The sequence below is a fragment of the Duganella hordei genome (assembly GCF_040369125.1).
GTDB lineage: Bacteria > Pseudomonadota > Gammaproteobacteria > Burkholderiales > Burkholderiaceae_D > Rugamonas > Rugamonas hordei.
Genome location: NZ_BPWI01000021.1, coordinates 72016 through 83043, shown reverse-complemented (window position 1 = coordinate 83043; position 11028 = coordinate 72016). Strand labels below are relative to the sequence as shown.

General features: G+C 65.7%; 14 protein-coding genes and 1 pseudogene. 2 read left to right on the top strand and 13 right to left on the bottom strand.

The window, feature by feature from the left end:
* Both ABWW33_RS29490 and ABWW33_RS29485 read right to left on the bottom strand, forming a co-directional pair.
* Positions 1–610, bottom strand: a pseudogene (locus ABWW33_RS29490) (hypothetical protein); the annotation flags it as partial.
* 239 nt (positions 611–849) lie between these two features.
* The gene (locus tag ABWW33_RS29485) at positions 850–2199 is read right to left on the bottom strand and encodes a sigma-54 dependent transcriptional regulator (protein WP_413449007.1); all 1350 of its coding nucleotides are present in this window, start codon (positions 2197–2199) and stop codon (positions 850–852) included.
* Between the two features lie 217 nt (positions 2200–2416).
* Between ABWW33_RS29485 and ABWW33_RS29480 the strand changes: the two genes are divergently transcribed.
* Positions 2417–3049 carry a 1-acyl-sn-glycerol-3-phosphate acyltransferase gene (locus tag ABWW33_RS29480; RefSeq protein ID WP_176650141.1) on the top strand — a complete coding sequence of 211 codons (633 nt, stop codon included), beginning with the start codon at positions 2417–2419 and terminating at the stop codon, positions 3047–3049.
* Here ABWW33_RS29480 and ABWW33_RS29475 read toward each other — a convergent pair whose 3' ends face one another.
* The 11 genes from ABWW33_RS29475 to ABWW33_RS29425 all read right to left on the bottom strand — a co-directional run bounded on the left by ABWW33_RS29475 (position 3050) and on the right by ABWW33_RS29425 (position 10092).
* The gene (locus ABWW33_RS29475; protein ID WP_353404983.1) at positions 3050–3607 is read right to left on the bottom strand and encodes a HupE/UreJ family protein; all 558 of its coding nucleotides are present in this window, start codon (positions 3605–3607) and stop codon (positions 3050–3052) included.
* Positions 3604–4245 carry an urease accessory protein UreG gene (gene ureG / locus ABWW33_RS29470; protein WP_353404981.1) on the bottom strand — a complete coding sequence of 214 codons (642 nt, stop codon included), beginning with the start codon at positions 4243–4245 and terminating at the stop codon, positions 3604–3606. Before ureG ends, ABWW33_RS29475 begins: the two co-directional genes overlap by 4 nt.
* 13 nt (positions 4246–4258) lie before the next feature.
* Positions 4259–4939 carry an urease accessory protein UreF gene (locus ABWW33_RS29465; RefSeq protein WP_176650138.1) on the bottom strand — a complete coding sequence of 227 codons (681 nt, stop codon included), beginning with the start codon at positions 4937–4939 and terminating at the stop codon, positions 4259–4261.
* Positions 4939–5442, bottom strand: coding sequence for an urease accessory protein UreE (ureE, locus tag ABWW33_RS29460; RefSeq protein WP_176650137.1), 504 nt, complete (start codon positions 5440–5442; stop codon positions 4939–4941). Before ureE ends, ABWW33_RS29465 begins: the two co-directional genes overlap by 1 nt.
* Positions 5443–5448: 6 nt before the next feature.
* A complete protein-coding gene (gene ureC / locus ABWW33_RS29455) occupies positions 5449–7149 on the bottom strand; it encodes an urease subunit alpha (RefSeq protein WP_176650136.1) in 1701 nt (566 codons plus the stop codon).
* 14 nt (positions 7150–7163) lie between these two features.
* On the bottom strand, positions 7164–7490 hold the full coding sequence (locus tag ABWW33_RS29450) for an urease subunit beta (protein WP_176650135.1): 327 nt from the start codon (positions 7488–7490) through the stop codon (positions 7164–7166).
* Entirely contained in the window at positions 7487–8017 is a 531-nt protein-coding gene (locus ABWW33_RS29445; protein ID WP_353404979.1) for a GNAT family N-acetyltransferase, read from the bottom strand. Before ABWW33_RS29445 ends, ABWW33_RS29450 begins: the two co-directional genes overlap by 4 nt.
* A gap of 14 nt (positions 8018–8031) precedes the next feature.
* Positions 8032–8334 carry an urease subunit gamma gene (locus tag ABWW33_RS29440; RefSeq protein ID WP_176650133.1) on the bottom strand — a complete coding sequence of 101 codons (303 nt, stop codon included), beginning with the start codon at positions 8332–8334 and terminating at the stop codon, positions 8032–8034.
* 16 nt (positions 8335–8350) lie between these two features.
* Positions 8351–9208 carry an urease accessory protein UreD gene (locus ABWW33_RS29435; RefSeq protein WP_353404977.1) on the bottom strand — a complete coding sequence of 286 codons (858 nt, stop codon included), beginning with the start codon at positions 9206–9208 and terminating at the stop codon, positions 8351–8353.
* Between the two features lie 112 nt (positions 9209–9320).
* Positions 9321–9659: an ArsR/SmtB family transcription factor gene (locus ABWW33_RS29430; RefSeq protein WP_176650131.1), complete on the bottom strand. Its 339-nt coding sequence runs from the start codon at positions 9657–9659 to the stop codon at positions 9321–9323.
* A complete protein-coding gene (locus ABWW33_RS29425) occupies positions 9646–10092 on the bottom strand; it encodes an SRPBCC family protein (protein ID WP_353404975.1) in 447 nt (148 codons plus the stop codon). Before ABWW33_RS29425 ends, ABWW33_RS29430 begins: the two co-directional genes overlap by 14 nt.
* A gap of 130 nt (positions 10093–10222) precedes the next feature.
* Here ABWW33_RS29425 and ABWW33_RS29420 point away from each other — a divergent pair, with 130 nt between their 5' ends.
* Positions 10223–10945 carry a PEP-CTERM sorting domain-containing protein gene (locus ABWW33_RS29420; protein ID WP_176650129.1) on the top strand — a complete coding sequence of 241 codons (723 nt, stop codon included), beginning with the start codon at positions 10223–10225 and terminating at the stop codon, positions 10943–10945.
* Positions 10946–11028: the final 83 nt, after the last annotated feature.

The following is an 11028-nucleotide window of genomic DNA, read 5'->3' as shown; positions in this document are numbered from 1 at the left end:
CGCCAAAGCCGCCCGCGCCGCCGCCGCCGCCCGCACCCGTGGTGGCGCCGGTGGCTGCGCCACCCGCACCGCCAAAGCCGCCCGTAGCGCCGCCGACTGTGGCCGTGCCGCTAGTGGCGCTACCGCTGGAGGCGCCGCCGCCGAAACCGCCTGCGGCACCGCTGCCGCCGACGGCATCGCCGCCGTAGCCACCGGTCGAGGTGGCGCTGCCGCCCGTCGCTGCGCCGCCGATGCCGCCATAGCCGGCGCCGCCCGTGCTGCCGGCACTGTTGGTGGCGTTGTTGCCGATGTCATGCACGGTATTGCCGGTCACCGTGCCTGTCAACGTGCTGTTGGCGTTGGCGGACGAGGTGTTGTAGGCGTTGGTCAGGGTCGCGGTGGCCGTGCCGCCGTTATTGGCCGCGGCTGCGCCGATATCGCTGGCAGCGGCGCCGCCGGTGCTGTTGTTATTGTTGTTCTTGTTGCTGCTGTCCTGGACCGCGGACGATGCATCGTTGGCGTGTGCTCCGGCGCCGGATTGGTTCGTTGTCGGTGGCGTCGTGGTTTGCGCATAGGCTGCGTTCATACCAAACGCCAGCGCAATGGCCGCGCTGATCAAAGTTTTTTTCATAGCTGCTCCCTACCTAACAAGTTGTACGGGTTGATCAAGAATAGTTATGCCAGGGGACCGATCTCCCGGCCTACCCCCTTTTGCAAGCTTGATGCCACCCGCGCGTGGTCGCGGCAAGCCATTGAAAACTAAAGATAATTCGCAACAGGGGCACGTTGTCGGCAGGCGCGCCCTGGATTTGCAGGCGCTGTTCGTCACGCGGGTGTGACAGCACCCGGAGCGCTGTCACAGCGGCCGCGCTATTTCGCCGGGGGGCCGTTGGTGTAACAGGCACGCGACGGCGCCGGAATGCCGTGCTTGGCCAGCAGCCGGTACAGCGTCATGCGCGAGACGCCGAGGTCGCGCGCGGCCAGCGTGATGTTGCGTCCGGCCCGCTGCAGGCTGGCGTCGATGGCGTCGCGCTCGGCGCGGATGCGGGCATCGTCCAGCTGCGCCGCCGAGACCGCCGCGCGCTCCGCGCTCAGGCCGAGATCCTGCGGCAGGATCAGGCGGCCCTCCGCCATCACCATCGCGCGCCGCACGCGGTTGATCAGCTCGCGCACATTGCCGGGCCAGTCGTAGTCGCGGATCGCCTGGGCGGCGCGGACGCTGAAGCCTTTGACGCGCGGCGCCCGCTCGCTGGAGAAGGTGTGGAAGAAGTGTTCGGCCAGCGGCAGCAGGTCGTCCTTGCGCTCGCGCAGCGGCGGCACGTCGAGCGCCAGCACGTTGAGACGATAGTAGAGATCCTCGCGGAAGGCGCCGCGCGCCACCGCCTGCGACAGGTTGACGTGCGAGGCGGCGATGACCCGCACGTCGACCGCGATGCTGTGGGTCGAGCCCAGCCGGTAGATGGTCTTCTCCTGCAGGAAGCGCAGCAGGTTGGCCTGCAGCTCCATCGGCAGGTCGGCGATCTCGTCGAGGAAGATGGAGCCGCCTTCGGCCGTCTCGATCAGGCCGCGCTTCTCGCGCGCCGCGCCGGTAAAGGCGCCCCGCTCGTAGCCGAACAATTCGGACTGGATCAGCGAGGCCGGAATCGCACCGCAATTGATGGGCACGAACGGGCCCGTGCGGCGCCGCGAATGCGCGTGCACCGCCTGCGCCACCAGCTCCTTGCCGCTGCCGCTCTCGCCCCAGATCAGCACCGGCGCACTGGCCGCCGCCACCTTGACGATCTGCCGCCGCAGGCGGGTGATGGCGGCGCTTTGCCCGGTCATGCTGTTTTCGTGATTGCCGCTGCCATTGATGATGCCGATGCCGCTGCCGCGCGACGGCGGCTGGCGCAACTCAGCCAGCCCATGCGCGTGGCCCAGCGTGTGGCGCAGCCGCACCACGTCCAGCGGCCACGTGTGGAAATCGGCGCAATGGTCGTGCACCAGCTGGCGCCAGCCGGACGATTCCAGGGCCGGCGCGTGCAGTACCGCCACCCAGTGCATATTCCAGTGGTCGTGCAGGAATCCGCTCACCGTGTCGCACACAGCCTGGTCGTGCGCTTCGACCAGCAACAGACCTACCGGCAGCGGCCGCGCCTTCAGCTGCCGCCGCGCCTCGGCCAACGTGGTCGCCCTCACTACTTCCCATCCTTCTGTTGCAGCGCCCAGAGCTTCTGGCATGGCGCGGATTCCGATTGCTACGCAGAGTATGGTTTTTTTCGTCATGTCCCTTGGACCGCGAAAAGATAAATAAAGTTCAATCTTGCAAATATAATCAACCAGAAGTCGCTTGCCGCGACTACGTCGTCAATATAGAATGCCTGCGCGGTTTTTTTGACGAGGGATATGCCAGCCTGTCAATAGTGAAAATAAGTTAAAACAAAGACGGGGTGCGAACATGAGCGATTTTCAACTGAAACCGGCGGATCTGCCGCATTGGGGCCAGCGCGCCGCCTTGCGCGTGCTGGGCCTGTTCGGCTGGCGCATGTTGTACCGTCCCCTGCCCGGCCCGCGCGGCATCGCCGTGATTTATCCGCATACCTCCAACTGGGATTTCATGGTCGGCCTGTTCGGCAAGTGGAGCCTGAACCTGCCGTTCCGCTGGCTGGCCAAGGACTCGCTGTTCAAGACGCCGCTGGGCGGCTGGTTCCGCTCGCTGGGCGGCGAGCCGGTCGATCGCAGCGCGCCGAACGGCATGATCCGTTCGCAGGCCGAGCGCATGAACGCGGCCGACTGGTACTGGCTGGCGATCACGCCGGAAGCCACGCGCGGCTACCGCCCCGGCTGGAAGAGCGGCTTCTACCACCTGGCGCTGGAAGCCAAGGTACCGCTGGCACTGGTCTATCTCGATTACCCGAACAAGACGCTGGGCCTGATCGACCATCTGCACCTGACAGGCGACCAGGAGGCCGACATGGCCGCGATCCGCGCCATCTATGCCGGCCACCACGGCCTGTATCCGAAAAACGAAGCGCCCATCATGCTGCAGGAACGCCGCGCGGAAACGCGCGACGAGCCGGCAAAAAAATAGTCAGGCGGCCGCCACCAGCATCATGCCGGTGGCCGCGATCATCGCTCCGCCGACCTTCAGCGCCAGCGCCGGGCTGACCCGGCCCAGCAATCTCCCGCCGTAGACCAAGGCCGCGCTGGCCAGCAGCATGCCGACGGCGCTGGCCGCCTGCGGCAGTTCGTGGCCGTGCGCGTTGCCGTGCAAGAGCGCGAACGCGCCGACCATCGCCGCCCCAACCGCAGCCGGCAGCCGCGCGGCGACCGCGATCAACAATCCCATCAACACCACCGTCAGCGCGACGCCGGTTTCCAGGCCCGGTATCGCCAGGCCCGCCGCGCCGGTCGCGACGCCGAGCAGCATCATGCCGAGGAAGGTGGGCGGCAGCCAGGAGGCGTTGGACTGGCGGATGCTCCACCCGCCCACCGCCAGCATCGCCAGCAGGTGATCGAGACCGGTGAACGGATGCGAGAAGCCGTCAAGGAAGCCGTGCGTGTGGGCGCCGCCCGCTTGCGGGTGGGCCGCCGCGGCGGCGCTGGCCAGCATCAGAACGGCGGTCGCCGCGAGGTGTTTGTTCTTCATAGCATCTCCTGTGCAAAGTGTGGAACCTGACCGAGCAGGCCTTGTTCGCGGATGAAGTCGATGACGGCGGTCACGCCGTCGCCGCTGCGCAGATTGGTGAACACGAACGGACGCGAACCGCGCTGCTGTCTGGCGTCGCGCGCCATCACGTCGAGATCGGCGCCGACGTGCGGCGCCAGGTCGGTCTTGTTGATGATCAGCAGATCGGAACGGGTGATGCCGGGACCGCCCTTGCGCGGTATCTTCTCGCCGCCGGCGACGTCGATCACGTAGATCGTCAGGTCGGACAGCTCCGGGCTGAAGGTGGCGGCCAGGTTGTCGCCGCCGGATTCGACCAGGATCAGGTCCAGGTTGGGGAAGTCGGCCTGCATGCGGGCGATGGCTTCCAGGTTGATCGACGCGTCTTCGCGGATCGCCGTGTGCGGACAGCCGCCGGTCTCCACGCCCATCAGGCGCTCGGCCGGCAGCGCGTCGGCGCGCAGCAGGATCTCCATGTCTTCCTTGGTGTAGATGTCGTTGGTGATGACGGCCATGTCGAAATGGTCGCGCATGCCCTTGCACAGCATCTCGCACAAGGCGGTCTTGCCGGAGCCGACCGGGCCGCCGATGCCGACGCGCAGTGGATTGGAGGTTGTCATAGTTGTTCTCTCTTCAGGATCGGTATAAACGGCTGTACTGCACTTCGTGCTGCATCGACAGCAGCGACAGGCCAGGCGCCCAGTTGCACATGTCGTCGTCGGCGACGGTTTGGGCGTGGCGGGCGGCGGCTTCGATGTCTGCCCGCAGCGACAGCAAAATGCGCTGGCCCGCCACCTGCCCCAGCGGGACGGATTTGACGCAGACCAGCACCTGGTTCTCGGCCCACGCGAACAGCATCGCCAGCAAGGCGGCGTCGTGCGGGATGTCCAGCGCGGCGACGGCGCAGGCAAAGGCGGTCGGCAGCGCCACTTCCGCTTCGCCCTGCAGATGCGCCAGCATCTCGGCGTCGACGAAGCCCAGTTCGGCCACCAGTTTGGTCAGCGAGTAGCCCATCTGGATGGTCTCGGCGCGGAATTCGGCGCTGTCGCGCGAGGCGATGAAACGTTCGCTCCACTCGGCCGCGCCGCGCCAGTCGCGCCGCGAGTATGCCTGCATCAAACGCCAGCACACCGGCGCTTCCCACTGCGCCACCACCTCGTGCAGATGGCGCAGGATCCAGGCGCGCGCGGTGTCGGCGTTGTGCACGGTGCCGTTTTCCAAGGCCGCCTCCAGCCCCTGCGAATAGCTGTACGCGCCGATCGGCAAGGCCGGACTGGCGAACTGCAACAGGTTCAGGAGCGCGGAAGCCTGCATTACTTTGCGTCCCCCGGGCGGTGGATCTTCTGCCGCAGCGGGATCGGCGCCAGCGGATTGCCGTCGTGATGATGCGAGTGTCCGCCGCCGTACGCGCCGGACTCCGGCTCGAAGGCGGCCTTCTCCTCCACCACCGTCGCGCCCAGCCCTGCCAGCATTTCCTTCAGCACCGCGTCAGCGCGGATGCGCAGGAAGCCGTCGCCGACCTGCGCCTGCGTGTGGCGGTTACCGAGGTGGAAGGCGCAACGCAGCAAGGTGTGCGCGTCGGCGCAGGTGATCTTGTAGGTCGGCTCCGGCGCCGCCACGACCTTGACCACACGCTTGTCCTCGCCGGTCAGCAGGTCGCCGTCGCGCAGCACGGTGCCACGCACGGTGAACACGGCGACATCCTCGCCGGTATCGAGCGTCGCCCGCAGGCGGCATTTTTCGCGCAGTTCGTAGGGCAGCACCAGTTGGGCCGCAATCACGTCCGCGCTCGGGATTTTAGTGTGCAGTGTCAGCATGATTTTCTAGAACAGGAAGTAGCGTTGCGCCATCGGCAGCACCGCCGCCGCTTCGCACACCAGCAGCTCGCCGTCGGCGCGCACTTCATAGGTTTCGGGATCGACACTCATCTTCGGCGTCAGGCCGTTGTGGATCATGTCGGACTTGCGCAACGCGCGCATATTCTTCGCCACGATCAGCGTCTTGTTCAGCTTGAGCTGTTCGCCGATGCCGGCATCGAACGCCGCCTGCGACACAAAGGTGAACGACTTCTTCAAGCCGCCGCCGAAGGCGCCGAACATCATCCGGTAATGCACCGGCTGCGGCGTCGGGATCGAGGCGTTCGGGTCGCCCATCTGCGCGGCGGCGATCATGCCGCCCTTTAAAATCGTCGATGGCTTGACGCCGAAGAAGGCAGGCTTCCACAGCACCAGGTCGGCGATCTTGCCCACTTCGAGCGAACCCACCACGTGCGAGATGCCGTGCGTGATGGCCGGATTGATCGTGTACTTGGCGATGTAGCGCTTGACGCGGAAGTTGTCGTTGCGCGAGGAATCCTCGGCCAGCGGACCGCGCTGCACCTTCATCTTGTGCGCCGTCTGCCAGGTGCGCATCACCACTTCGCCGACGCGGCCCATGGCCTGCGAATCGGACGACATCATCGAGATCGCGCCGATGTCGTGCAGGATGTCCTCGGCCGCGATGGTCTCGCGGCGGATGCGCGATTCGGCGAAGGCCACGTCCTCGGCGATGGCCGCATCGAGGTGGTGGCAGACCATCAGCATGTCCAGGTGCTCGTCCAGCGTGTTGACGGTGAACGGCCGCGTGGGATTGGTCGACGACGGCAGCACGTTGCCCTCGCCCACCGCCGCGATGATGTCCGGCGCATGGCCGCCGCCCGCCCCCTCGGTGTGGAAGGTGTGGATGGTGCGGTCCTTGAACGCGGCCAGCGTGTCGGCCAGGTAGCCGCCCTCGTTGAGCGTGTCGCTGTGGATGGCGACCTGCACGTCCATCCGGTCCGCCACGGACAGGCAGTTGTCGATGGCGGCCGGCGTGCTGCCCCAGTCCTCGTGCAGCTTGAGGCCGATGGCGCCGGCGCGCACCTGCTCCTCCAGCGGCTCCGGCAGCGAGACGTTGCCCTTGCCGAGAAAGCCCAGGTTCATCGGGAACGCGTCGGCCGCGCCCAGCATCGAGTGCAGGTGCCACGGGCCCGGCGTGCAGGTGGTGGCCGAGGTGCCGGCCGACGGACCGGTGCCGCCGCCTATCATGGTGGTCACGCCGCTCATCAGCGCTTCCTCGATCTGCTGCGGGCAGATGAAGTGGATGTGCGTGTCGACGCCGCCGGCGGTGACGATCATGCCTTCGCCGGCGATGATTTCGGTGGCGCCGCCGATGGCCATCGTCACATCCGGCTGGATGTCCGGATTGCCGGCCTTGCCGATGCCGGCGATCAGGCCGTTCTTCAGGCCGATGTCGGCCTTGACGATGCCCCAGTGGTCGACGATCACCGCGTTGGTGATCACCGTGTCCATCACGTCGGCGGCCACGCGCTGCGACTGGCCCATGCCGTCGCGGATCACTTTGCCGCCGCCAAATTTCACTTCCTCGCCGTAGGTGGCGTAGTCTTTTTCGATTTCGATAAACAGTTCGGTGTCAGCCAGGCGGATGCGGTCCCCTTTCGTGGGACCGAACATTTCCGAGTAGGCGCGGCGCGAGATTGTAGCCATATCAGCCTTTGTTATTAGCTTTTTGGTGGATTGGGGTCCAGCTTGCCCATTACTTTGCCGTTGAAACCATACACCTTCTGCTCGCCGCCCAGCTTCACCAGTTCGACGGTGCGCTGCTGGCCCGGCTCGAAGCGGACGGCGGTGCCGGCCGCGATATTCAAGCGCATGCCGTAGGCTTTCCAGCGCTCGAACTTGAGCTCAGTGTTGACTTCGAAAAAATGAAAATGCGAGCCGACCTGCACCGGCCGGTCGCCCTGGTTGGTCACCACGACGGTCGCAGTGGCGCGGCCCTCATTCAGGCCGATCTCGCCCTCTTCGAGCAGATATTCACCGGGTATCATAGTGAGCTCCTTAAAAACAATGTCTTGTAGTAGATTGCATTTGAACGCCATTCGCCGGATGGGCTGCAGGCGTACTCGGGGAGGCCGGCGGCGTAGGTAAAGCCGCAAGCCAGGTAAAACGGTTCCGCCGGCGAGCCGGCTTCGGTGTCCAGGTACAGCAGGCCGCGTTGCAGCGAGCGCGCCACCTCTTCCACTTCCTGCATCAGCCGGCGCGCTATGCCCTGGCGCTGCGCGCCGCTGTGCACCAGCAGCTTCTGCACCTCGGCGCGATTGACGCCGTTGCGCTTCTGGCACAACTCCATCTGCACCGTGCCGACGACGCGGCCTTCGCGTTCCGCAAACCACAGCAGGCGCGCGTCGGTCTGCATTGCCGCGCGCACCTCGCACCAGTAGGAACTGGCTTCTGTCGGCGTCAGCGATGCCAGGAAGCCGAGCGACGAGCCATGCGCCACCGCGTCCAGCAGCAGCACCACCAGATCGGCGCGGGCCGCGTCAAACTGCTCCAGGTTCGGTTGGAATATCTTCATACGCGCTATGGAATCTATGGAATCGGGTTGTGCACGGTCACCAGCTTGCTGCCGTCCGGGAAAGTGGCTTCGACCTGGATGTCCGGGATCATCTCCGGGATGCCTTCCATGACGTCGTTGCGGGTCAGGATGCGGGTGCCGTCGGACATCAGCTGGGCCACGGTCTTGCCGTCGCGCGCGCCTTCCATGATGGCGCAGGTGATCAGCGCCACCGCTTCCGGATAGTTCAGCTTCAAGCCGCGCGCGAGGCGGCGCTCCGCCACGATGCCGGCGGTGAAAATCAGCAGCTTGTCTTTTTCTCTTGGTGTCAGGTCCATATGTTCTCTAAGGGTTTCAGGTTTGCCAGATGCGTGGCGTGACGGCCTCGCGATCGAGCAGGTGCGGGCGCAAACGGCGCCAGACGGTGAGCATCAGGCGGCGCGCGGTTTCGCTGTCGTCGCCCAGGTGGCGCGCGACCAGCACGCCCTTGGTTTGCGTGACGCCGAAAACGTGTTCGCCGTCGGCTTGAATGTCGGCGCGGATCTCGGCCAGCACGGCGGCCGGCACCGGCTTGCCGGCGGCGATCAGCGTGGCGCAGACGGTCTTGCCGTTCAGCGCCAGCGGGCTCTCTAGACGTCCGCCGCGCATCGCGCCCTGCTCCCACCAGATCAATTTGCCGTCGCGGCGGATGCTGCTGCGCTGGGTGACGGTGCCGGTGCTGAAGGTTTCGCCCGAACCGCGCCGGCCCATGCAAAGGATCTCGCAGCCGATGTAGGTGGCGCCTGCGGCCAGCGCGATCTCCTGCTCCAGCGCCACGTTAGCGGTATCAAAAAAGATCGTCTCTTGCGGCAGCCATTCGAGTGCGGCGCCGGCGCCCACGTTGAGACTCACCGTCTGCCGCGACACCTTGCCGTTGGCCTTGTACCACTTGGCGGCGCCGGGCGTGGTGATGAAGGCATGCGCCTGCGGACCGACGCCGATATCGATCGTCAGCTGGTCGCCGCCGACCACGCCGCCCGGCGGATGGACGACGATCGCGTGGCAGACCTTGGCGTCCTCCGGATACAGCGCCTTCTGCACGCGCAGCGGGCCGTGGTGAAGATTGTCGAACAGCCGCGTGGTGCCTGCGTCGTCCGCGAATCCGAGGGTGAGGCTGGCCTGCCAGGCGCTGTGGCCGGCGGCGAGTTCTCTGGATGCGGTGGTATCGGGCATGACTCACTTAATGCAATCGTCATGCCAGCTGAATTCCGGCGCGGCAGCGCCGTAAGGACTTTTTTTCGCACCAAAGCGAACGTCTTGCACCATTGCGGTGCGAGACTCTTTGCTAGTCGCCTTCGACCAGCGCTTTCAACCGTGCCAGGCGCACGTCCCAGCGCGCCGACACCTGCGCCAGGAAGGCTTGCATGTCCGCGATCGGCTCATGCGCGAATTCGTAGCGGCTTTCGCGGCCGATGCGGATGCTGCGTACCAGCCCTGCCCCCTCCAGCACGTGCAGATGCTTGGTGATGGCCTGGCGCGTCAGCGTCGAACCTTCGGTCAGCTCGGAGATGCTGTGCGACGAACCATCGGCCAGCCGGCCGACCAGCCAAAGCCGGGTTTCGTCGCCCAGCGCGAAAAACACAGGCGCGTGCTGCTGATCGCGGTTGCCTTTACTGCGCAACATGACGCGCCACGTTTTGCAGTTGCGCTTCCCAGCCCCCTTCGTTCATGCTGAACGCTTCCTCGCGACGGTCGGCAGGCAGGCTGTCGAAGCCGGATTCGTTGACCGTCAGGCGTGTGCCGCCGGCGATCTCCTGCAGCGTGAACACCACCAGCGTCTGCGGTTCCGCGTCGTAATCGCGGTCCGGGTCGAGGGCGTACGGATGCCAGGTATAGGAGAACAAGCGCTCCGGCTGTATCTCCTTCACCATCACCGTGAACGGCTTGCCTTCGAAGCCCGGGTAAGTCATCGCCCCGGCGCACGCCTGGCCCGGCACGAACGGCCCGTCCAGCCTGACCTGGAACCACTGGCCAAACTCGCGGTAGTCGGTCAGCGCGCGCCACACGCGGGACAACGGCGCCTTCACATCGATCTGCTTTTCGATTTCGTTTTTCATATGCCACCTCCTGGTTGCATATTAGCCGTTCACCGCAAATTGGGCAACCATTTGATTGCATTTACTTTTGCCTCAGTTTAATTGTAAAATAAACATGTTTAATTAATTGCAATATCAAACAAGGATAGCCATGAGATTTTCCCCATTCGCAGCGGTGCTGGCCGCCTCCCTGACCCTGGCGCTGGCTCCTGCCGCGCAGGCCAGCGGTTTCGGCGCCAACCTGATCGTCAACGGCAACGCGGAAGCCGGCGCCGGTTCCAGCAACGGCGGCCTGGTTGCCGTTCCGGGCTGGTCGACCACCTCGAACTTCACCGCAGTCACCTACGGCGCCAGCGGCGGCTTCCCGTTCGCAGCCGATCCGGGTCCCGCCGATCGCGGCCTGAACTTCTTTGCCGGCGGCGAGAGCAACGGCGCCTCCCGCGCCACGCAAACCATCGACCTGTCGTCCCTGAGCGCGGCCATCAACACCGGCGCATCGCGCTACGACCTGTCGGCATGGCTGGGCGGTTATGAATCGCAAAACGACAACGCCTCGCTGACCGCCACCTTCTTCGGCGCGGGCGGCGCGGTGCTGTCGAGCGCCAGCCTGGCCGGCGTTTCCGCCGCCGACCGTGGCAACCACACCGGCCTGCTCGCGCGCGACACGCAAGGCTACATCCCGGTCGGCACGCTGAGCGTCGGCATCGCACTGGACATGACCCGCAATGCCGGCTCGTACAACGACGGCTATGCCGACAACCTGTCGTTTGCCATCGCCGCCGCGCCGGTGCCGGAAGCGGACGCCTATGCCATGCTGCTGGGCGGCCTGGCGTTGTTGGGCGTGGTCGCCAAGCGCAAGCAGCGCAAGGCCTGACCGAGATTCCCTGCATCCTTGCCGGGGACTCAAAAGTACTTTGCGCCGCGCCATCTTGGTGTGCGCGGCGCCCCGCCCCATAC